Annotated in this window: 16 protein-coding genes; all 16 read left to right on the top strand. The window is 45.1% G+C overall.

Annotated features, from left to right (window positions below):
- Positions 1-153: 153 nt before the first annotated feature.
- Positions 154-894: a peptidoglycan DD-metalloendopeptidase family protein gene (locus tag ACX9NY_RS26590; RefSeq protein WP_472476043.1), complete on the top strand. Its 741-nt coding sequence runs from the start codon at positions 154-156 to the stop codon at positions 892-894.
- Positions 895-1,064: 170 nt separating this feature from the next.
- Positions 1,065-1,352, top strand: a complete 288-nt coding sequence (gene spoIIID / locus ACX9NY_RS26595; protein ID WP_024632710.1) for a sporulation transcriptional regulator SpoIIID — start codon at positions 1,065-1,067, stop codon at positions 1,350-1,352.
- Positions 1,353-1,571: 219 nt separating this feature from the next.
- Complete coding sequence (gene mreB, locus ACX9NY_RS26600; protein WP_253441322.1) at positions 1,572-2,570, top strand: rod shape-determining protein; 999 nt, start codon at positions 1,572-1,574, stop codon at positions 2,568-2,570.
- A gap of 102 nt (positions 2,571-2,672) precedes the next feature.
- Positions 2,673-3,557 carry a flagellar hook-basal body protein gene (locus tag ACX9NY_RS26605; protein ID WP_433747875.1) on the top strand — a complete coding sequence of 295 codons (885 nt, stop codon included), beginning with the start codon at positions 2,673-2,675 and terminating at the stop codon, positions 3,555-3,557.
- Between the two features lie 532 nt (positions 3,558-4,089).
- Entirely contained in the window at positions 4,090-4,929 is an 840-nt protein-coding gene (locus tag ACX9NY_RS26610) for a flagellar hook-basal body protein (RefSeq protein WP_472476046.1), read from the top strand.
- A gap of 12 nt (positions 4,930-4,941) precedes the next feature.
- Positions 4,942-5,166, top strand: a complete 225-nt coding sequence (locus tag ACX9NY_RS26615; RefSeq protein ID WP_472476048.1) for a DNA-directed RNA polymerase subunit beta — start codon at positions 4,942-4,944, stop codon at positions 5,164-5,166.
- A gap of 481 nt (positions 5,167-5,647) precedes the next feature.
- Positions 5,648-6,079 (top strand): 3-hydroxyacyl-ACP dehydratase FabZ, encoded by a 432-nt coding sequence (fabZ, locus tag ACX9NY_RS26620; RefSeq protein ID WP_145324406.1) that lies wholly within the window; start codon positions 5,648-5,650, stop codon positions 6,077-6,079.
- 111 nt (positions 6,080-6,190) lie between these two features.
- A complete protein-coding gene (locus tag ACX9NY_RS26625) occupies positions 6,191-7,912 on the top strand; it encodes a phospho-sugar mutase (RefSeq protein ID WP_339238179.1) in 1,722 nt (573 codons plus the stop codon).
- A gap of 216 nt (positions 7,913-8,128) precedes the next feature.
- Positions 8,129-10,150 (top strand): DUF5693 family protein, encoded by a 2,022-nt coding sequence (locus tag ACX9NY_RS26630; RefSeq protein WP_339238177.1) that lies wholly within the window; start codon positions 8,129-8,131, stop codon positions 10,148-10,150.
- Positions 10,126-11,307: a polysaccharide pyruvyl transferase CsaB gene (gene csaB / locus ACX9NY_RS26635; protein WP_472476050.1), complete on the top strand. Its 1,182-nt coding sequence runs from the start codon at positions 10,126-10,128 to the stop codon at positions 11,305-11,307. The genes ACX9NY_RS26630 and csaB overlap by 25 nt, the downstream gene beginning before the upstream one ends.
- 7 nt (positions 11,308-11,314) lie before the next feature.
- A complete protein-coding gene (locus ACX9NY_RS26640; protein WP_472476052.1) occupies positions 11,315-12,073 on the top strand; it encodes a WecB/TagA/CpsF family glycosyltransferase in 759 nt (252 codons plus the stop codon).
- A 374-nt stretch (positions 12,074-12,447) separates the two neighbouring features.
- Positions 12,448-13,575: a glycosyltransferase family 4 protein gene (locus tag ACX9NY_RS26645; protein ID WP_315937577.1), complete on the top strand. Its 1,128-nt coding sequence runs from the start codon at positions 12,448-12,450 to the stop codon at positions 13,573-13,575.
- Between the two features lie 165 nt (positions 13,576-13,740).
- The gene (locus ACX9NY_RS26650; protein WP_472476054.1) at positions 13,741-17,703 is read left to right on the top strand and encodes an S-layer homology domain-containing protein; all 3,963 of its coding nucleotides are present in this window, start codon (positions 13,741-13,743) and stop codon (positions 17,701-17,703) included.
- A gap of 204 nt (positions 17,704-17,907) precedes the next feature.
- Entirely contained in the window at positions 17,908-18,249 is a 342-nt protein-coding gene (locus ACX9NY_RS26655) for a hypothetical protein (RefSeq protein ID WP_472476056.1), read from the top strand.
- A 587-nt stretch (positions 18,250-18,836) separates the two neighbouring features.
- Positions 18,837-22,124, top strand: a complete 3,288-nt coding sequence (locus tag ACX9NY_RS26660; protein WP_472476058.1) for an S-layer homology domain-containing protein — start codon at positions 18,837-18,839, stop codon at positions 22,122-22,124.
- 132 nt (positions 22,125-22,256) lie between these two features.
- Positions 22,257-24,851, top strand: a complete 2,595-nt coding sequence (locus tag ACX9NY_RS26665; RefSeq protein ID WP_472476060.1) for a hypothetical protein — start codon at positions 22,257-22,259, stop codon at positions 24,849-24,851.
- Positions 24,852-24,882: the final 31 nt, after the last annotated feature.

The following is a 24,882-nucleotide window of genomic DNA, read 5'->3' on the forward strand; positions in this document are numbered from 1 at the left end:
GTCGAAAGGTTTTCTGGCCCCGAAGCGGCGCACGCACTAATCACTCCCCCCACACACATATATAGCACTCTTTGAAACCTCCGTGAAAATAATTAGAGTCGCGCGTGTATAAAAGAGTTGCACCCGGTAACACTTGTTACTGAGGTGATCAAGATGAATGAACAAAACAAAAAAACAGTCCAAGAAGAAACTCCTAAAACAACTCAAGGAGTACCGGCTAGCCAGCCCTCTTCATGGAAAAGAGCAATGTCCAAACGCTGGGTCTTCCCGGCAGCCTACATCGCAGCAGCAGGCATTATACTAACCTTAGTGTGGGTCTATCAGGGAACAGGCGACAAAGCTATGAACCCGGACTCTGCTAGCGGGGTAGTAGAAACAGGTGCATCGGCGGGTACAGAAGGAACAGCAGCAGGCGGAGAAGAAGAAAGTGTGGAAGTTGTTGCCAAGTCGGAGAATTTTGTATGGCCGGTAGCGGTACCGTCCGAAATTTCGGTCGTAAAACCTTTCTATGATAGCGAAGCTTCAACCGAGGAACATGAAGCTGCAATGGTGCAGTACAATGATACATTCATCCCGAACACGGGTGTGGATCTGGCACGTGGGGATAACAAAACGTTTGAAGTCAAAGCAGCGCTTGCCGGTAAAGTTACCCGGGTTGAGCAAAATCCGCTCACAGGTCAAGTTGTGGAAATCACACACAATGATAACCTGAAAACGGTGTACCAAAGCTTGGCAGACGTCAAAGTGAAACAGGACGACGAAGTGAAACAGGGAGATGCGATTGCATCTGCTGGTGTCAATGAATTGGGTAAAACGCTTGGCAACCACCTTCACTTTGAAGTGTACGAAGATGGACAGCCGGTTAACCCGCAAGGATATCTTCCGGAAAAATAAATGATTTTTACCGCAGCAACATGATGGGCAGAGGGTTCAACCTCTGCTCTTTTTGTGCTTTTCAGAAAATAATGGGACCTTCGAAGCTTGTCACACCTCTAAACCGCGAATATATAGGCATGCTCCTCATATAATGTACCAAACTATCCACACAGTAGGGAGGCGGGAGCGTGCACGATTACATCAAGGAACGGACCATCAAAATTGGTCGCTGCATTGTTGAGACGAGGAATACGGTCCGTACCATAGCCAAAGAATTCGGCGTGTCAAAGAGTACTGTGCATAAGGATCTGACGGAGCGTCTGCCGGAAATCAACCCTGATCTTGCTGACCAGGTGAAACACATTTTGGAGTATCACAAGTCAATCCGCCATTTGCGGGGCGGTGAAGCGACCAAAATTAAATACAAAAAAACGAGTGGCAAGAAACGTGAGGTGTTGGCTTCCGCCAAATCGTAAGCATCTGCACAAAGACGTAGGTCAAAAAGCTCACACATGCATTGAATCCCTCCCCTGAAGTATGATATGTTAAAAGCTGGTACAGGATCGAATTATGACATCTTATCAGCCCGATTTTTACATATATATGTTGCACTTTGTCGAACGAGCGGTGACGTGATAAGGGACTCTTTTTCACAGGATACGCTGACCAAATAATATCACTTTGGGGGCTCTTTTATGTTTAGCAAGGATATCGGTATTGATCTTGGCACGGCAAACGTGCTTATTCACGTGAAAGGAAGTGGGGTTGTCCTCGATGAACCTTCCGTCGTGACCATTGAAAGAGATACGAAGCGTGTCCTTGCTGTTGGGGAAGAAGCGCGTCGTATGGTGGGGCGTACTCCAGGTAACATTGTTGCCATTAGACCGCTGCGTGACGGCGTTATTGCGGACTTCGAGATTACGGAAGCGATGCTCAGACATTTCATTAATCGTGTGGGTGCAAGAAGCTGGTACAGCCACCCTCGAATTTTGATCTGTGCACCAACGAACATTACTTCCGTGGAACAGAAGGCCATCCGCGAGGCGGCAGAACGCAGCGGTGCCAAAGAAGTGTTTCTGGAAGAAGAGCCGAAAGCGGCAGCGATCGGTGCGGGAATGGATATTTTTCAGCCGAGCGGCAATATGGTCGTGGATATCGGCGGCGGTACGACTGACGTTGCAGTCCTGTCTATGGGCGACGTGGTCACCGCCTCTTCTATTAAAGTCGCAGGGGACAAGTTCGACGAAGCTATTATCAAGTTTATCAAAGCCAAGTACAAGCTTATGATCGGTGAACGGACCGCGGAAGATATCAAAATTGCGATTGGTTCCGTACATCCGGGTGGACGTCAAACCGAGATGGATATTCGCGGACGCGATATGGTATCCGGTCTGCCTGTTACCGTAACGGTATCGGGAAATGAAGTACAGGAAGCACTCTGGGATTCTGTGCAATCCATCATTGTAGCAGCGAAGTCGGTATTGGAACGTACACCGCCTGAATTGTCAGCGGACATTATCGATCGTGGTGTTGTATTGACAGGTGGAGGTGCATTGTTGAACGGACTGGACGAGCTTTTGTCCAATGAATTGCATGTACCGGTATGGGTTGCGGAAGATCCAATGCACTGTGTCGTGAAGGGGACAGGCATAATGCTTAATAATTTGGATCAGGTGGTTAAGAAAAAGTTCTAATCTGCCGATATAAAAAGCAAAGGTTCGCCATGCTCGGAAAGCAGAACGGACAAGCAGCCAACCTGCGATGCAGTGCAAGCGCTTGAGGAGAGGGGTTAATACATGTTAAGAGGTCTGTACACCGCTACTGCGGGGATGATTACGCAACAACGCCGCCATGACACAGCAACACAGAATATCGTAAATATGAACACCACGGGATATAAACAGGTCAACAGCGTAAGCCGTTCCTTCCCGGAAATGCTCATTACCTTGGTAGGCGGAGATGCAAATCTCCCGACAAAGCGGCTGGGCAAGCTGAACACGGGGGTGTTCGCGGAAGAGAGTTTGTCCATGAATTTGCAGGGGACCATTATGGAGACGGGGCAGAAAAATGATTTTTCCATTTCATCCAATATGACGGTCAATGATCCGCAGACTGGACAACCTGTCCCTTTTGATGCATCAGGCAAATTTGTACGGGCCGATGGCACGGTAACTTATCAGCCTCAGGCGTATTTTACAGTTCAGGATGCAGAAGGTAACACCGGTTATACACGTGATGGTCACTTCGAGATTACAGGAACGGGACAACTGCTGAGCTCAACAGGTTCACAAGTGTTGGATAATAATGGACAACCTATAGTGTTGACAGGTTCTGTAGAGCAATTTAAAGTGGATGAGCAAGGCCGTTTGGTGGATGCAGCAACCGGTGCACCGACAGGGGTTACTCTCGGCATTAGTGTCATTGACCAGCCGAATCAACTGGTTCGTCAAGGTGATGGCAATTTCAGTCTCAGCGATGAAAACGGCGCAACGGCCCGGATGATGGCTGCTGGTGATAATGTGCAGATCCGTCAGGGTTATCTGGAAGGCTCCAATGTTGATGCTTCACAGGCAACAGTCGATATGAACGCCGCATTCCGGGCGTATGAAGCGAATCAGAAGGTCGTACAGTTCTACGACCGCAGTTTGGATAAAGCCGTCAATGAAGTCGGGCGTGTATAACGCCGACGTTTAAATATAACCGCGCAGCGGAGAGCCAAAGCGATTGCGCTGCAAAGCAGAGAGGCTCACGCGAAGCGAAGAGCCAAGACGCAGCCGAGCCTATGCGAGGAATGCGTGGCAGTACCTGAGCACAGCGAGGGTCTCGACAGTCCTTTGCGAAGCAAAGCAGGGAAGAGACCACGCGGAGCGCGAGAGCCAAGACGCAGCTGAGCTTATGCGAGGAATGCGTAGAAGTACCTGAGCGAAGCGACGGTCTCGACAGCCCTTTGCGAAGCAAAGCAGGGAAGAGACCACGCGGAGCTACCACGCCGCATAAAGAGCGTGCCGGGCTATGATTCAGCCATGTGAAACTATGGCGAGAATCATAACCCGGCAGTCGCGGCGAACACACACCACCGTCACTTAGCAAGATCGTACCCCACTTACCTAATCCGCCTGTTTCGGGAGTCCAGAGGGCAGCGCCATCTGGGGCCCTCCCTACTAGGGAGGGTTTGGGAGGGTGGACAGGACACAAGGGGAGGGTAAACCACCGATGAATAATTCGATGATTAGTGCCAAGGTTTCCATGACTGCCATACAGCAAAGACTGGATGTCATTGCCGATAATATTGCCAACGTGAATACGGCAGGCTATAAGAGCAAGCAAGCGGCCTTCGAGGATGTGCTGACCCGGGTGCAACAACAACCGGACAAGTACAAACTGGATGGACGCTCCACACCGATGGGATATAACCTCGGTTTTGGTGCTCGTTTGGCGGATGTGACGAAGGATATGTCTCAAGGCCCCTTGAACGAGACAGGTCTTCCGACTGATCTGGCCATTGAAGGAAATGCCATGTTTGCAGTTGAAGCGAACGGGGAGAAAATGTGGACACGTCAGGGTGCATTTCATTTTGTACCGGATACAAGACCAAAAGCCAATCCAAATGCACCAGATATGATGGTGATGGTCAATGGTGAAGGCCACTTTGCTCTGGATCGTCAAGGTAATCGCATTACGGCACCGAATAATAGCAAAGTTGCTTTTGATGAAAATGGCAACCTGTTAATCCGACGCGGTAATGAGGCGAACGCAATCATTGGGGCACAACTGCAAGTGGTAGACATTGAACGCCCTGAAGGTCTGGTACAATATGCGGATAACCTGTTCGGCCTGGATGCGGGATTAACCGAGGATGATGTATTTGGCGCGAATGCAGCTACACGTCAAGCAGCTGCCTTAATCCGTCCAGGATTTCTGGAGCAATCCAATGTGGATATGACACAGGAGATGACTCTGCTTATGCAAGGACAGCGGACATATCAACTGGCGGCCAAGGCGCTAACTTCAAGTGATTCCATGTTGGGTCTTGCCAACAATCTGAGAGCGTAAAAGGTGAATGTGATGACAGAAACACAGCAGCAGAACAGTAAGCCAGAGAAAAAGGAAGTCAAGAAGAAGAAGAGTGGATGGCGCATCGCTAGATGGTTCTTGATCCCGGCCCTGCTTGTTCTTGCCCTCGCTGGCGGAATGGTAGCTGGATATGTGGTACTGGGCAAGCAGGATATCGGTTCCGTATGGCAATGGAGTACATGGGAACATGTATATAATCTAGTGTTCGCTCCATAATGTAACGAGTTAAGCGAAAACTCCTGCGCAGGCAGGAGTTTTCTTTTTGACGTTGAAAACAGTATAATGATGGATGACGTTTGACGTCAAAAGAGGCCTCCCCTGCGAAAGACATTCGTCATCGCGAAGAGAGACCCCTTATCTTAACCTTCACTACTGCAGTCATGAAGGATATAACTAGTGTTAACTGAAAATATGCTTTCCATACAAAATTTAAATTAAAACATTTTATATGAGCTTCGCCTTTGTCATGTGGGGGTTGACCTTGCAGCACCGAAGTAAGTGGAGGGAACGGAATCGTTCAGAAGAAGCGAAGCGCTCGCCTTTGTCACCGAATCTTGACCTCTCGGAGGTTGATCAAAAAATTCGGAGACAAACAGCGATTAGAGGGACGATCCGTAACCGTAACGACCACCTTAGCCCTAAGAGTCAATCCATGATGAAGAACGCTCATATAAACATCCCGAGAGGAGATTACACTGTGCTCGATATCAAACAGATTCAAGAAATCATCCCGCACCGTCCCCCGTTTTTGCTGGTGGACAAGATTCTAGAGATTGAGGATGGCAAACGTGCCGTTGGTCTGAAGAACGTAACCATTAACGAACCATTCTTTATTGGTCATTTTCCAGAGTATCCGGTAATGCCGGGTGTATTGATTACTGAAGCGCTGGCTCAAGTTGGTGCAGTAGCCATTCTGAATATGGAAGGCAATAAAGGCAAAATCGGCTTTTTGGCGGGACTGGACAACTTCCGATTCCGTGGACAAGTCGTGCCCGGAGATACGTTGATCCTGGAAGTGGAGATTACACGTTTGAAGGGTTCCATTGGTAAAGGTAAAGCAACCGCCCGTGTAGACGACAAAGTGGTCGCTGAAGGCGAGATTATGTTTGCACTGTCTGACCCAAGCTGATTACACACGTAAGCAATGACATCATGTCGGAACGTAGACGGGCCGAATGATGGAAGATGCTGAAGTATCTCAGCACACCTGAATTTATATAGACGGAAGGGGTTTATCGGAATGGAACAGTTAAGCACAGCAGCAGCAGAGACGTTGCAGCAATGGTTGGAGGATGCTTCGATTGATGAAGCAACGAAACAGGAGCTTCGTGACTTGCAGGATCAGCCGAAAGAGCTAGAAGAACGTTTTTACAGAAACCTGGAGTTTGGTACAGGGGGATTGCGCGGGGTCATTGGTGCAGGAAGCAACCGGATGAATCGTTACACCGTAGGTCGGGCGACGCAAGGATTTGCGCGTTATTTGCTTGAGCAGCATGGTGACCAAGAAGGCAAACCTTCTGTGGTCATTGCTCATGATTCCCGTCATTTCTCACCTGAATTCACACTGGATGCTGCGCTTGTACTGGCTGGAAACGGCATTGTAGCCAAGCTGTTCCCATCCCTGCGTTCAACTCCAGAGTTGTCATTTGCAGTGCGTAATCAGAAGGCTACTGGCGGAATCGTTGTAACAGCGAGCCATAACCCACCGGAATACAACGGATACAAGGTCTACAATCATGAGGGTGGTCAATTGGTACCAGCTGAAGCGGAAAAAGTCATTCAGTACATCCAGGAAGTGCCTTCCCTTGCTGACGTTAAGAAGCTGACGCAAGAAGAAGCAGAAGCGCAGGGGCTCCTGATCTGGTTGGGTGAAGACCAAGACCAAGCATTCGTGGATACCGTAGCAAGCCGCAGTCTGAGCCGCGAACTGATCCAATCGGGCATTGGTCGTGATTTCAAAATTGTATATACACCGCTGCACGGAACAGGCAACATCCCTGTACGTCGTGTATTGGAGCAGATCGGATTCGAGCAGGTGCACATTGTAGCCGAACAAGAACAGCCAGATGCTGAGTTCTCTACTGTGAAATCCCCCAACCCGGAAGAACGCGAAGCGTTTACGCTTGCAATGAAGCTGGGAGAATCCGTGGGCGCTGACATTTTGATCGGAACAGATCCGGATGCAGACCGTATGGGTGCTGTCGTGAAAGACAACGATGGCAAATATTTCGTCTTGTCTGGTAACCAGTCTGGTGCCATTATGGTACATTATCTGCTGAGTCGCCTACAAGAGACAGGAACACTGCCAAGCAATGGCGCAGTTGTCAAAACGATCGTAACTAGTGAGATGGGTGCTGTTATTGCTGAACATTACGGTGCAGAAGTGATGAACACACTGACAGGCTTCAAATATATTGGTGAAAAAATGAACCAGTTCGAAGCAACAGGCAGCCATACCTTCTTGTTCGGATATGAAGAGAGTTATGGATACCTTTCAGGCAACTATGCCCGTGACAAGGATGCTGTCCTTGCCTCGATGCTGATTGCTGAAGCTGCTGCTTATTATAAAAGCCAAGGCAAGACACTCTATGATGTCTTGCAAGAGCTGTACAACCAATTCGGATACTTCTTGGAGAAGCTGGAATCCCGTACGCTGAAAGGCAAAGACGGCGTAGCTCAGATTCAGGCCAAAATGACGGACTGGCGTTCCAATCCGCCACAAGAAGTGGCGGGAATTGCTGTACAAGATGTATTGGACTACTCCCTTGGTCTGGACGGTCTTCCGAAGGAAAACGTACTGAAGTTCATTTTGGCAGACGGTTCATGGTTCTGCTTGCGTCCTTCAGGAACAGAACCGAAGATCAAAGTATACTTCGCCGTTCGTGGAGAGAGTTTGGAAGATGCGGAAAGCCGGATCGAGCGTCTGGTGACCAACGTAATGTCGCGTGTAGACGCGCAATAATACGAATGCAACAAAGCGTTAGGACATGAGAAGGCCTCTCCGCACCGTAAGGTTGGTTGGCGGAGGGGTTTTTCTTTGAAATAAAAGTGTAGATAGACTGGCATATATCAGGGCTTGTTGACACAAGCTGTTTGTAACCTATTGTATGAATGTTAAATGAACGAATTACTTGAGCTGAACGTGCATTTGGTTCCAACACTTGAGGAGGTACATGTAGTGCGTCAAAAATGGCTTTATTGGAATAACGCTTCTCGGAAGTGGTTGTGGCTCGTCGTTATTATCGGTCTGGTTGCGTCCATCCCTGTAATCAGTGATCGGGTGCAGACAGAATCTTCTGCCAAAAAGGTAGAGCTTGTTTTCAACTATCGGGGTCTGCTGGATATCTCCGCGTATCAGGCACATCCGCAAGATTTCATGAATGAACAATTGACTCGTCTAAAAGACGCAGGCGTAACAACGATGGCAGTGTTCGAAAGTACATTGGACGAGCTGAGAAAGACACGCCGACTGATGGTATACAACGGCCAGGATCTCGCCAACCTGACCAAAGATGTGATCCCTTCTAACGCAAATTACACGTATGTGTTATTTACATCAGAGGAAAACGCACGGACGTATACCCCTATTATTGAACAAACGTTCGCTGATCGGCAGATTCCGGTACAACCATGGGAATATGAAGGTCGTAGCGGCTTAATATTGCAGACTCCTCCAGAGAATGCCAACATGCAGCCTTTGCAGCCCGATCCGGTTGCCGTGAAGATGCTGCGTGATAAAGGTTTTTACATTTTGCCGCGGATCTCAGACAGTGTGCCATACAGCCAGGAATCGATGGAGCGCTTGCTTACCTTCTTCGAAGAGAATGGCGTAAAGCGCATCTTGTTTGATGGTGATGCTGTGAAAGGGTACAATGATAATGCAGAGATGAGAAGTCTCGATCAATTCGCACAGTTGCTGAACAAGCACAATATTGGTCTTGCAGCCATTGAGAACTTGAAGAAACCGCAGTCTGGATTCCAGACCCTTGCTTATAAAACGGATTACAACGTTACGCGTCTGTACTCGCTTAGTGATGGCGATGCCAATCTGGACGTAGACACGATCGCTGACCGTTTTGTACTGGCAACCAAAGACCGCAACATTCGTATGCTTTATATGAATGCATCGCCAAGTCGGAATACAGCCAAGGCCATGATTACAGATCCAATTGAGAATCTGATCAACAGCCTGGGTGAGCCGGGTCATGCGATAGAACGTATGGCGAAGCATGGCTTCGAACTCGGACAAGCTGAAGCATTCACAGTGAAGGATTCGTCGATTCAACGTTATGCCAAGCTGGTTGCTCTCGTTGGTGCGATTGCGATGATTGCACTTATGGTTTCTTATTTTATCCCACTACTGACCTTGATCGCATTTGTGGTTGCTTTGGTGGGCAGTGCAGGATTGTTCCTCTTGAAACCAACGCTGCTGGAGCAAGGAATAGCCTTGCTTGTGGCCATAGCGGCGCCGACCATAGCGATGGTGCTGGCCGTTCGTACCGTGAACTATCAGCAACAGCGTCAACCCGACGCATCTGCGGGTCGTCGTTTGAAACAGACTGTAGTTTTATATGTAAGAACGTCAATTATTTCGTTCCTGGCCGTACCATTTGTCATTGCGTTGCTTAACAGCATTACGTACAGTCTGGTCATTAACCAGTTCCGCGGCGTAAGTCTGTTGCACTTTGCACCTATGGCACTGGTAGCGATCTACATTGTGTTTTATCGTGGTTCTGGATCGTTCTCTATTAAGAAAATTAAAGAAATGCTTCGTATGCCAATTAATGTGTTAATGGTTGTATTGGCACTCGTTGCTGCCGTTGTTGGATACTATTACTTGAGCCGTACAGGCAACTCGGGATCAGTAACACCATTCGAGATGTTCCTGCGTACTACGCTGGAAGATACGTTCGGTGTACGTCCGAGATTCAAAGAATTTATGCTGGGACACCCGCTGTTTATCGTTGGCGTGTTCGCCGCTTTAAAATATCGTAAAGTCATCTTTGTGCTCATTATTGCAGCGATTGGACAATTGTCCATGGTGGATACGTTCGCGCATATCCATACGCCGGCTGTATTGTCACTCATTCGTGGAGTGATGGGATTGGGACTTGGCTTAATCTTCGGTATCATTGCTGTGGGTGTGTGGCAAGTAGCGGAAGGATGTTGGAAAAAATGGTCACCACTTCTCAAAAGTTAGTCATCTCGGGGTATTACGGATTCCGCAATAGCGGAGACGAAGCGGTGCTAAAGTCGATTTTGACAGCACTGGAAGAGGAAAGCCAAAGGTCGAACATCACCATTGAACCTATTGTTCTCTCGGGTGACCCCGAGTGGACAACCTCCATGTACGGTGTACGCTCCGTGAACCGTATGAAATTAAAGGAAGTCCGTGAAGCACTCAAGGAGAGCGATGGGCTAATCAGTGGCGGAGGAAGTCTATTGCAGGATGCAACTGGACTGAAATCCATTCCTTATTATCTGGGTGTGATCAAGCTGGCTCAGATGCTGAAAAAACCAACGTTTATCTATGCACAGGGTATTGGCCCTGTGAATCGAAAAATTTTTAACCCGATGATCAAATCAGTCTTTAAGAGCTGCACCTATGTATCTGTTCGGGATGAACAATCTGCAGATTACCTGCGTGGTCTCGGGCTACAGTGGAATCAGATCCATGTTGTACCCGACCCCGTAATGGGTTTGCCACTACCTGAGACTAAAGTTAAGAGTGGCACAGGTGCAGTTTCAACCAATGGAGCTACCCAAGCTAACCAAGTGGAAACTACATCTGGAGCACACACGAAGCTTCCAGTGATCGGGATATCGGTACGGTTCTGGGAGTCGGATCGTAAAGAGCTAACGGCTATTGCCGCGGGATTGAAAAAGTTATGTTCCAAAAGAGCTGTTCACTTGCGTTTTCTGCCGTTTCATTTGCCGATTGATGAACAAGCATCACGATTCCTTATGGAATTGCTCGGTGATGTGACCAGTAAAGGCAGTGAGATCAGCATCGCACAGGATCTGACCGACCCTCAGCTTATGCTGGAGGAAGTCAGCAAGTGTGATCTTGTCATCGGTATGCGTCTGCACAGTCTGATCTATGCAGCTTCGCAATATGTGCCACCGGTGGGCATCTCGTATGATCCGAAAATCGATCAATTCTTGCTTCGACTGGATAGTGAACCAGCAGGGGATACGAGCTCACTAGATGGCGACAAACTCGCCAAGACTGTCGTCGGATTGCTGGATCAACGATCACAGTGGCTGAAGGAACATGAAGATGGCATCACCGAATTGAAGCAGGAAGCTAGAGTGCCTGCACAGCAGATTATTAACTATTTAGGCCGCAAAGGATGAGATAAAGATGAGTCAGACCGGATCCATACCTACCGTTTCGATCTACGGCATTCCTTTTTCCAAACTGACGATGAAAGAAACGGTAAAGGTTCTCCAGGAAGCTGTGCTGTCCAAGCAACCACATCAAGTCATTACAGCCAACCCGATTATGGTTATGGCTGCACTGGAAAATCCCGCAATCATGGAAGTCATGCAATCTGCGGAATTAATTGTTCCTGATGGAACAGGGGTTGTATGGGCGGCGAACTATTGTGGAGATCCAGTAGCTGAGCGAGTGCCGGGATTCGAGCTTTTACATGAATTGCTGCGTGTTGGAGAAAACTATCGATGGGGTGTATATTTACTCGGTTCCACCCCTGAGGTGATTCAAGAAACGGCAGTTCGGTTACAACAGCAATATCCGGCGATTCGTATTGTGGGTTATCGCGACGGTTATTTTGGTCCGGCTGAGGATGAACAGGTTATTGCTTCTATTCGGGAAGCTTCACCTGATCTGTTGTTTGTAGCACGTGGGGCCGATACACAGGAACCATGGATTCACAAGTACAAAAATGCACTGCAGGTTCCCGTAACCATGGGCGTTGGCGGCAGCTTTGATGTGATTTCGGGCAAAACCAAACGGGCGCCTATGCTGTTCCAAAAGTTAAGACTGGAGTGGTTTTATCGCTTGTTGCGTGAACCAAGCCGGGCTGGCCGGATGCTTGCGCTTCCGAAATTCGCTGTTAAGGTGATGCGTGACAAAGAAAACGTGACAAAAGCCCGTTAAAAACAGGTAATTAAGAGATAAATGCTTGTTTATGCTAGAAATTGAGGATAGCTTTTCGGGTGGGATCGGCGTATAATTCATTCCGGATTACATGTGTGCCACTCAAATGAAACTTTAAGTTGCACGTTGCCACTTCGATGTCAGAATAACCTTTTGATCGCTGTTATCCCTGGATTTCTTTTTCTAACCTTTACAAGGTTGAAATCCCGTGATAAAGGGGAACGCTTCGCTTCTACAGGTTATTTCTGCCCTCTCCGTTCTGGTGCAAATGGCATTTTTCATCAAAAGTGACTAACAATAATTTTTATATATAAAAAGAGATCAGGGGATTTATAATTTCGTACAGGTATTATAATTGGGGGTCGAATGTTCAAATGGTAGCGATCTTTATCATTGGATTTATCGTGTCAATGGGACTGGCTCTTGCCCTGACACCGCTTGTCAAAAAGTTCGCAGTCCGCATTGGCGCGATGGATACGCCGAATGCACGTAAAGTACACACACGGATCATGCCGCGTCTTGGCGGTCTGGGGATATTCCTGGCCTTTATTATTACAGTTGCTGCATTGCTTCCGTTTGTATCGGCGTGGTTTACGACTCGGGATATGAGTTTTGTCAGTGCGTTTCTGATTGGTGGAACCATTATCGTGCTGATCGGAGCACTCGATGATCGGTTTGAACTGTCGGCCAAAGTGAAGCTGCTTGGTCAGATCGTAGCTGCATCTGTCGTTGTATTCGGATTTAACATCCGCGTAGATTTCGTTAACATTCCTTTTCAGGATTCCTATTCTTCACTTGAAGCTTGGGTATCCATTCCGCTGACGATCTTATGGATCGTTGGTGTAACCAATGCGATTAACCTGATTGATGGTCTGGATGGTCTGGCAGCCGGTGTATCTGGTATTGCCATTGGTACCATTGCTGTGATGTCCTTCCTGATGGGTAACATGATGATTGCCCTGATGTGTCTTGTATTGCTGGGTAGCATTATCGGATTCCTGTTCTTCAACTTCCACCCGGCGAAGATCTTCATGGGGGATACCGGATCACTATTCCTTGGTTTCTCTCTGGCGATGTTATCCATGCTGGGATTCAAACAAATTGCTATCGTGTCCTTTATTACCCCGCTGATCATTATCGGTGTGCCGCTCTCGGATACCTTCTTCGCGATCATTCGTCGTGCGGTACAGCGGAAACCGATATTTGCACCGGACAAAGGCCACCTACATCACTGCCTGCGTGAACTTGGATTCAGTCACCGTCAGACGGTGCTGATCATATACGGAATTGCCGCATTCTTCGGAGTTTTGGCGATTATCCAATCGTCCGCTGCCATGTTTGAAGCCAACTGGGTAACATTTGTGGTCATCTGCATCATGATGTTCTTCCTCCAGGTAGGAGCAGAAGTCATCGGACTTGTTAGCAAGACGAGAAGACCGGTTATCAACTTCCTGATGCGCATGCGTGTCAAGATGAGCCCAGAGACTCGTTCGAAATCATAAATAGATAAATGTAATGCTTATAGCTATTCTTGAATATTATTCCAGACCCAACCTTATCCCTCGTGGATAAGGTTTTTTGTTTATTTTGAGATTTTTACTAAATAATTGGAACCTTTTGCCGATATATAAAGGTAACTGACTTAAAAAGAGGAGAGATGATACGTAATGCAACAAAAGAAACGGCCGTTGGTCTGGATCATGTTGGTCACCATGGTGTTCTCATTGTTCCCACAAGGTCTATTCGGTGGGGCTGTTGCTTCAGCTGCAGACGGTGATCCGGTAGCTCCAGGATCTAATGCTTATACCACATATTTTACGCCAGATCTTAGAACATTGCGGGAGACCGCTGCTCTATCTATAGTTCAAGATTCAACCAAGGCCTTCTTGACACGTTCGAATGCATACACAACCTCAACTTCATCAATTACAATTACAGGTTCTTATGCGTTTGTATCGAATACGAGCTTGAAGGTTAAGGTTGAACAACTGAATTTGGTTACATCCGGTTCAGATAGCAAATGGGTACCGGACTCCACTAAATCAATCACAACTGCTGTTACTGCTGATCCAAGTGGCAATAACAAATTCACAGCCAATAACCTGAATCTGTTCCCGGGATTCAACCGGGTTACTTTCTCGGGTAACCAGGGATCAGTCGAGCGCTCAGATACATTCTATGTATTGTACGATCAGGCTCCATTTATTGAGAGCTTCCAAGTATTCACGGACAGTTCCGCTACGGGCGGTAACAAGTCCTATAACTTGAATGAAGGTTCCAACACGGTTGTAGATACCCAGCGCGTATCTATTCAAGGTAAAGTACAGAACTCTACACTTGTAAGTGTAAAAGTGAACGGCGGGGATGAAATTAATGCTTCCATGCTGCAAGATGGATCGTTCTTCTTGCCACAGCTAGCATTAAAAGCAGGATTGAATAATCTGAAATTCAAAATTTCAAGCGCATCCAATGCCATTGAAACAGAACGTTCTATTTATTATTTCGATAAAGATCAGCCCTTTACGGATTTGAAAGTGCAATTGGGTGGACAGGACAAGTCTATTTTGGGGAGCAATCCAACCTTTACAGGTACTAGCCAAACCACTGCAACATTGACTGGACAGGTGCTGCTCCCTTACTCAGCGAGCCCAAATCCATTTAGTCCTACGAATGGTGAGATCACGCTGTCTAATGGTAACTTGACGCAACCAACTAATTTTGTGTTTGAAACGGTCCCGGCTGAAGAAGTACTTATCACGGGTTCCGATGGTGTAACCATTGAGTATCGATTGGTAAAATTCAAGGTTACAACACCGTACAATTTGGAACTCGCCGCAGATGGCACATCTCCGAAGAAGGATCAGACGCTTCGTCTCCGTCTTGCATATGGTAATTTCAGTGCAGGGTACAATGCGAGCTATATCTTCTCTCCAGGGGCACAGGATATTACAGAGATCTACTATTTGCCTGATTATAAAGAAGGCGAAGCCATTGATTCCCAAACAAAACTTGATGGCACTAAGCTGCAAAGCGATGAATTCTACATCTTGGTAGAATCCAGTGAACCTATCTCAGGGACGCTTGTAGGTGAATACTTACCAACAGGTACTACAAAGCTTACAATTGACCCTGTCAATACTGTGGATGAGATGAAACTGAAAGATAACCAAAAAATCTATAAAATATCGGGTTTCCTTGGTGGAGATCAACAAGTACGCTTTTACTATGGTAGTCCGACAAACTTACCTAAGATTGTGAAAATTTCTTATGTAACAGCGAGCTCTATTTATGTGGAAAGTCTTCAAAACGGACAAACCTACACTTTTAACTCCAAGAGCAGTACGGATAAGCTTACGTTAAAAGGTCGTTTCATTGGTTTCAAAACCCTAGACGGGGATAACTTTGTCGCGGAAATACTTGTAAATGGTAAAAAATTCACACCTTCAACAGCATTCCCGAAAAAAGATGATGGAACGTTCAGTGTAGATCTTCCCGTCTTGAAATCAGGACCGATTGTCTATGGTGAGAACACGATTCTAATCCGTGCTACAGACGAGGATGCCAACAAACTTCCAATCACGATCTCGACTACGTTGAAGATCAACGTCATTGACCAGAATCAATCAACAGTGACATCATTCATGCCTACGCTGATTCCTAAGGACTCACGTCAGCAGTTTATTAACAAACCAATTACGCAATATGAAGATGACGAGATGAAGCGCATTTTCTCGGTTACACCTGAATTTGCGTTTAAAGAAGACAAGTATGTTACAAGTGAAGAGAATTATGACCTCGTCATTAATGGCGGTGGTGCAGATATTGTGAACGTCTACTTTGGTTCCGATAAAATTTTCACTAAAGAATTGACAAGTACAACGATTTTCGAAGTAAATCAACCAGCTACAACCGGATTTCCAAGTTATGATATTACAGGTAATAGTGACCTGTTTATCGCACGGATTCAGAATCTGAAGTTTGATGTACCAGGAACACATGTGTACACACTCGAACTGATCAACAGTACTGGTGCGAGAACGACACAACGTTTGGAGATTGTACGCGAACCTTCTTCATACCGTATTTTGTCTCCACAGCCTACGGTAGGTAATAACATCGTTGTGAACAAAAACTTTGTTCGTTTCGATATTGAAGCTGAGGGAGCATCCCAAGTATTGATTGGTAAAGAGCCTGCAGTTAAACGTACGGATATGAATAATCGTTTTGTATTGGATTATGTAGGACTCAAAGCAGACAAGAATAATGCAATTAAGATTCAGATTATCCGCGAGGGTGGCACCATTAACGATACAATCAATGTGTATTATACAGGTGCGATCGCGATTGATTCACAGTACATGGCTCCTAAGGTAGCCAACAAATATACTGTGTTTAACAAAAATGTGGTGCTTTCATTCCCGAAAGGAACAGTACTGCAATCGACAACAACAAGTGGCATGGTGAAGTTCTATCCAGACAATAAACTGCTGTTTGGTATCGCTGATCCAAAAGACGGTGTTGTAGAACGGAAGAATGACTACGGTAATGTTATCGGAGTTAATGCAGATGACAGAAGCACCAATGGTGCCAGCGTAATCCGTATTCCTACCGAGTTGTCGAGTTTCTTCGCCTCAGTGATTAATACAGCCAACTTTACTCAAGTATCTGATATATACTGGATCAACGGTGGTCTGGGTGAACTGGGTGATCGTGGTACGAACGGATACAAGGCAGGAACAAACGGAATTACGCCGTATTCCATCGATGGAGAGTTCACGAGATATGCTCAGGAGCGTATTCTGACTCCATCCCAGCGCGGAACGTTAACGCTGAGCTATGATCCATCCATTGTTGACGATGTAGGGTCTACAATTACCGTATATCGTTACTCGGATGACTCTAATGTAGGCAAATGGGTTTCCATAGGTGGTGCAGTAGATACGAAGAGTCACACTATTACCGTACCGTTTGATGAATTTGGTTATTACAAAGTCATGAAGCAAAGTCAAAGCTACCCGGATATCACGAATCACCCTTGGGCACGGAACTTGCTAAATGCGATGTATTCCAAAGGAATTATGAATCCGCTGAGAACCAATGCATTTGGTGCGGATGATCAGACAACACGTGGCGAATTTGCCACTTTGCTTGTCAAAGGTATGGATATTCAACTGGTTAAACCAAGCAAAACAACCTTCACCGACGTTTCGGAGAACACCAAATCAGATCGTTGGACCTATGAAGCGATCGAAACAGCAGCACGCGCAGGTATAGTTCAAGGACTTAGCGATGGCTTCTTTGGACCGGACCAGCCGGTTACACGGGAGCAGGCAGCTGTTATGATTGCGCGTGCGATGAATGCCAAGCTTGCAGCTAATGACAGTAAGCTGACGGCTACGTTGGCCAAATCGTTCCTGGATTCAACTTCTATTGATTTCTATGCACGACCAGCTATTGTGGCGGTTACCAAAGCAAAAATCATGGAAGGAAGCCCTGTAAACATTCCAGGTGCAGCCAAAACGCAATACCAATTCAATCCAAAAGGTAATATGACACGTGCTGAAGCAGCTAAGATTGCTGTAGAACTGCTTAAGAAGAGCACGAAACTATTCCCTAAAACATTGAGCTAATCTAACAGTGTTGAGATAATTTTAGGAAGGACCTGTCCCTTTTACTAAAGGGGTGGGTTCTTTTTATCACTGTAGAGAAGCTTATATAGAATTCATTTATAATAGAAGAAATCTGTTTTTTACCAATAACTATTTTTGTAATTTGCTAGAGATTAAGATACAATAACGGTAAATACACAATGATCTAGAGGGTGAAGTTAGCTAATGAAACCGATTTATTCGAGAGCCCAGCTGGGCTACATGAAGGCAAAGACACAGTTCGAGAAGCAGGCAGTCATTCTGGAGAAAAAGTTGGAAGATACACGTAAGACAGAAGAGATTTCTCAGGAAGTAATGGAAGGACTTGTACAGTCCACTGGCTTCCATGATGCGTATAACAGTCTGGTTTTGGCTGAGAATGAATTGATTGAATGGTCTCACACCACGATGAAGCATGAGAAGACATACCGGGAGAACAGACAATCAATTGACGATATGTATCTAAGATTGAACAGCGATCCGAATATGCGTGCTCAGATTATTGAGCTGGCGATGAAGATCCGCTAAGTTATAGTCACTGATCCAAGAAGAGGGCCCTCAGGGCCCTCTTTTTTTATTTTCAATATTGTAGAATTTGTCGCTTCATTGTGGAAAATAACGGGTATAAATAAACGTCCACATCAATCCTTACGCAGATTGGATTCGGAGAATACGTCATGAATTCAATTTCACTAAAGGTTTTGAATCCGTTAAAGACCCGCACTGCATCAATACATAAATAAATTCAAAACTTTTTTTGAGGAATCCGCAACTTTTTGAAATCTGCTGCGTTTAAGATGTAGAGTCGAAAACATTGGGCAACTTACCAAGAATGACCTCGTGAAGAATCTTGTCTATTTATTAGAAAAAATTGCTTTACGGCACGAGAGACCCATTGTATAATACGTAAGGTAGGATTAGGAAACTACTCTATTTACGTATGATTCTATCTTTTATTCTTGTTTACAAGTTTCTGTGATATGCTCACAGACATCATTTATATTAACTTGCTCATAACTCTGGAAAGGGGGTGCGACAATAGAATGAGGAATACGAGCGACCCTATTAAAGAAAATTCCAATGTTATGAACGCCCAAGGAGGAGACAAAAAGGTTATGAAGAAAATTTTATCCGTAGCACTGTCTACAGCAATGGCATTCTCAATGTTTGCATCTGTAGCATTCGGTGACACAGCAGTAACACCACAACAACAGTTTGATGCATTGAAAGCAAAAGGTATCTTCAATGGTTACCCAGATGGTACAGCTGGTCTGGACAAAGAGATGACTCGCGCTGAGTTCGCAAAAGTTATCACTAAATTGCTTGGTCTGAAAGAGATCACTGGAACTCTTTCTTACACTGACAAAAACTACACAGCTAAGAACTGGGCTGTGCCTTACATCGAAGCAGTAACTGCTGCGGGTATCATGGAAGGTAAAAACGTAGAGAAAAAAATCTTCGACTTCAATGGTAAAGTGACAGTAGCTGAAATGGCTACAATCTTGACTCGTGCACTTGATCTTGAAATCCCAACTGAAACTAACAACAATGCAGCAGCATGGGCTAAAGGTTATGTTCAAGCAGCGATCAACGCAGGTCTGATCGACGCTAACGCTAACTTCTCTGGCAATGCTTCCCGCGAATTGTTGGTAGGTGCAGCTTACTCTATCGATCAAGCTCAAAGCTTGAAAGTAGAATCTTACACAGTAACTGAAGCTGGTAAAGTAGTTGAGTTCAAAATCAGCGACGGCGAAACTGTAAAAGTAACTTTGGATAAAGCTCTCGAAGCTAACAAAGAAACTGAAGTGAAATTCACTTACAAAGATAAAGAGTTCACTGAGAAAGTTACTTATGTAGTAACTACAGCTACTAAAGTTGAGAGCGTATCTGCTACTAACTTGAAAGAAGTAACTGTAAACTTTGACGGAGACGTTAATAAAGCATCTGCTGAGAATGTAGCTACTTACACAATCAAAGATGAAGCTGATAACAATGTTTCTATCAAGTCTGTAGAACTTCAAAACGGTGGTAAGTCTGTTATTCTGACTTTGACTAATTCCCTTACTAACCAACAAGACTACAAACTTTCTGTTAACTCGCTGAAAGGTTCAGACACAACTAAACTTGTATCTCAAAAAGATATTGAGTTCAAACCAGTTGATTCTGTATTGCCTACAGTAGAGAATGTTGAAGGTTTGGGTAATAAAGCAGTTAAAATTACATTCTCCGAGCCAGTAGTTGTAACAAGTTCTGTTGCTGCAACATTCAAATTGGACGGAAATGCAATTTCAGGTGTGATTTCAGGATCTGGTACTCGTGAAGTGATCGTTGAAGTGTTCAACACATTGAGTGTTGGTAAACACACTTTGACAATTAATGATCGTGTTCAAGACTATGTTCCTTACAAATTGATTGAAACAACTAAAGACTTCGAAGTTGTTGAAGACAAAACTGCTCCAACAGTTACAGAAGTTAAAGATGTTACACTTGAAGGTGCAACAGTAGTATTTAGCGAAGATGTTAAAGATTCTGAAGCAATCAAAGGTGGCAACTACTATTGGTTGAATGGTTCAACTAAACACTATGCTAACAGCACTGTTGAAAGAATCAACTCCAAAACATTCAAATTGACATTCAGTGGTTCCGATAAGCTTCCAGCTGTTGCAACTGATCTGTATGTTCAAAACATTCTTGACTACAGTGGCAATGTGATTGCGGCAGATACTAAAGTATCTATTAACCCTGTTGTTGACCAAGTTCGCCCTGAAGTTGTAAGTGCATTGTATGATGAAAATTCTTACGATAGCATCAAATACACTTTCTCTAAATCTGTTGATCTTTCCACTTTCAAAACTACAAATGTAGTAATTAAAGATAAAGATGGTAAAGCAGTAACAGATGTTGGTGTATCCATCTTTGGTGGTGCTACTGGAACAGCTAAAGAGTTCACACTTCAATTCTCTAAAGCTTTGGATGCTGGTAAATACACAGTTGAATTGTCTGGATTGCAAGACACAACAACTTTGAAAAACACTATGCTTCCACACACAACTACAATTGAAGCTAAAGATGCTGCAGCACCTTCAGTAGCTGGCGTATCCGGTAACGGAAATGTGTATTATGTAACATTCAGCAAATCTATGGATGTATCTTCTACTGCTTCTATTCTTAACACTGAGAACTACTTTGTTAAGTACACAAGAACTGGAACAGCTAATGACATCACAGGTAAATTGCCAGCTGGTACTAACATCACACCAGTGAATGACAATAAAGGTGTAATTATCACTTTGCCTACGAATGTAACTGCTGTTAAAGAACTTACAATTCAAGGTGTTAAGAGTAATGCTGGTGTATTCTTGTCAGGATACTCTGCAACATACGGAACTGCTAGCAACCCAATCACTAACACATTCAAAGTAGATCGTGCAAATGCAACTGCAAAAGATACTGTTTTGGTTAAATTCAACCAACCAGTTTCCAATGTTGACAGAACTGCATTCTCTATTGCTTCTAACACAATCACAAATGCTGTTGTTGATTCCAATGACAATACAGTAGTTAAATTGACTCTTGGAAGCAAGTTGAGTGCAAATGCGGGTGAAACTCTTGCATACACTGCAGATGCAGCTAAAAACCTTGTTAATGCTCCATTGACTGCAGCTAGCATTACTATCGACGATACAATCGCTCCATCTGTAAGCAAAACTGATGGTAAAATTGCATTGGGTGCTGGTGGAGACATCTCCTTCGATGGTACTACAAATGAAGTTACTATTAAACTTGATGAAGAGGTAGTTGTTAAAAACACTGCCAACTTGAAAGATAACTTCAAAGTTTACAAAGCAGATGGTACTGAAATCACTTATGGTAGTGGTTCAAACACTTATGCTGTGAAGAACGCAAATGCTCTTACAAACGCTGCTGGTGCAAACTCAATCGTGCTTGACTTTGCAAATGTTAACTACAGTGGAGCTATCAACATCGTATTCACAAACAGCAACGGAAACTTCGTTGATGCTTCTGCAGTAGGACTTGATGGTGCTGCTAAAACAGACCTGAAACTTGCTGATTTCGATACTCGTGGTTCCGATAACTCAACTGGTACTTTGGCAGTTACTTCTGGTACTAGCGCAGCTCCAGCTGTAGCTGATATCACTGTAAATGTTGTTGTTGGTACAGGTGATAGTGTTGAAGTAGATAACGTAGTTGCAGGTGACATTGTAAAAGTATACGATGTTGCAACTGGTGGAACAGCGATTGGTTCTGTTACTTCTACTGGGACAACTGCTACTGTTACAGGACTCACTTTGAACCCTGCTGGTGATACAGTTCATGTAACTGTAACTAAAGCTGGTAAAACTGAATCTGCACGTACAGCTGTAACTTTTGCTGCTGAATAATTAATTTTTTAAAAAAAGTGTTTCTCTCTTAAAGAGAGAAACACTTTTTTGATTTAAACAAGATCGTAACTTTCTCCCCTTCCCAAACGTTTATACTATAATAGCAACAAGCAACTTATGGGAGGTTTGGAAGTGAATCAAAAGAAAATGTTTGTGAGCTTGCTCGCAAGTGCAATGTTGATCAGTTCAACCGCTGGCATCGCCATGGCAGCGAGCACAACCAACAAAACGTCTGCAACCAGTTCAAATAGTAGTACATCGAAGAAAACGACAACGCAGAAGGTTGTACATACCCTGGGTAATCTGTCAGCTGTTAAAGTGACAGCACGAAGTTCCGTAAGATTAACAGATGTAAACATCTTGGCACAGGACGATGGCAATGTGGTTACGTATACATTGTCTTACAAGAATAATGACAGCACCCCAATGATGATGCTCGATTACTGGAGCAAAGTGAAAACCAAGGGAGGAACATCGTTCTCACCTAAACTGATCGCAAAAGATCAGGAGAAGAAAACGGTCGCGCCGGGATCAACCGTTGAGTTGACCTATGTCATGAAAGTGGGTCGCGAAGTGAAACTGAGCGATCTGAACTTCCTCATCGTGAAATGGGATTTCAGTCAAGCTAACTATGAACGTACGCTGGGTAAGTTTAACGTGCCCGCATCCTATAGCATTACTACACCTGTAGGTAAGCCGAAGACGGTTCGTCTGAGTGATTCTGCTGTGAAGGTGAAAGTATCAGGCATTAAAGTATTTCCAGGTGAAGATAAGAAACAGTATGTGAAAATTGGCGTGAATTTAAACAATATCAGTTATAAATTACTTGAAAATCCGAATATCAAATGGATTTTGCGTACGCCAAGTGGTACTAACTATCCGCTAACTCCGGATAAAGACAGCACGAGTGTCAGTATCCAAGCTCAAGCTAATAAGGCTCTCAGTCTGATGGCATCTCTTCCTACGTCAGTGAAGCTGCAAAAGTCTGAGTTGTTGCTGGTAGAAGAACAGGGTGAAGAGAAAAGTGTTCTCCCTGTTGCTGCACTGCAACTGCCAGAGGCTAGCAAGACGAATGTTGAGGTTGCTGCCAATCAGCCCAATATCATCTCTGTTGAAGGACAACGACTGTCCACATTGCTTGAATCTGCCAAAGTTCGAATCGATGATGGTGAGTACAGTCTTAACCTTCAAATGAAATTCAAGAATGAAGGCAAGAAAGCCGTTAAGGTGCCGACATATACCTTCGAGGTACGGAATACAGACGGAACAGTCTATCCAATCGAAACCAAAGCTTTGGATGCATTGAAGTTGAACCCGGGTGATATCAAGACGATTAAGCTGAATGCAACCCTTCAGGGTGATGGGGATACCAAAAAGATCAAGCTCTATGTAATGAGTCCGGTGGACAAAAATGAAAGTACAGAGTCAGCAACAGCTTCTTCTCCAACCAATGGATTCGTCTTTTCCTATCCTGTAGGTGTCTACGCAATCCCTGAATCGGTATCCAGCGGAGATGGATTAACGACCGAAACAGTCATTAAGAATAACAAAGGTACATTTGGTGTGTCTTTTGGATCGTTACAGCGGTTGCCGTGGCTTGATAGCGATATTATTGCGGCAAAAGTGACCATTCGTAACGCAGGGAATAAAACCGTTCAACTTCCTGAACTTGAAGCAATGTTTATGATTGATTCTGCTGAGATTGAAGGAGACAAGAAGCTAATTTACACACAAAGTGGTAAGCTACTTGGAGCGGGCATGACCACTGAGGCGTACCTTTTGACCAAGATTCCTTCCGAATTACGTATCTCTCGTCTGGAGCTTAGTCTAAACGAGAAAATTAGTGAAGAAGAAACGAATGAGTGGATCACGCTCAATACGTCTGGACTGATTTCACCGGTATCTTATGTTGGAAGCGGCAAGACATACACATCGGGTACGGCGGATAAAGAGACCGAAATGGGTGTACGAAGAACGATTCGTTATCCAGGAACGTCATCGGACATTGTATATACCGAATTCGAAATGACGAACAAATCACTGCGTCAAAGTGGGCTTGGCAAACTTGTAGGTTACTTCAAGACATCGGATGGCCAGTATTACAGAGCAACTGCGAAGCAAGCAGAGCGTCTGCCTGGACCGGGCCAGAAGTCGATTGTTACATTCTGGGCTAAGATTCCGAAGACTGTTACCTTCTCAGACTTGCGCCTAATTGTGGGCGAAGGTATTGCAGACAGCAAGTTTGTAACGGGCGAAGGGGAAGCAACTGCATATGTGAATGCTCTGGCATTCGAAGTGCCGCCAACCTCCATTAGTGTTCAAGGCTCGTTAACCAATATTGATCTCTATCCTTACTCTTGGACTGCCAACAGTGTGAGAGCATATCTGGCAGGCAGCTCATCTGTACAGATCGAGATGAATTACAGCTTATCCCGTAATGAAGAGATTGAGATGGGTGAGAACGAGCATAAGTTAATCCTTACAATGACGGATCAAGCAGGCAAATCATATGAGAAAGAGTTAACTTTGGGAACCGATCTGAAAGTGGGAACCAACCAGACACTGAGCTGGAGCGTAGAAGACAGCTTCTTCGAGAAGCTTCGCGGTGGTTCGTATCGCTTAAGCGTAGATGATCAGTTCCAGGGACAACGTCTTCGTCTTGCGGAACAAAGCTACGGATATGACCTGACCAAACTTCCGAAGGAAGAACCCGTCGATATAAGATAGAGGCATAGATTCAAATAATCGTTAGATTTGT

The organism is Paenibacillus sp. CB74 (assembly GCF_055687625.1).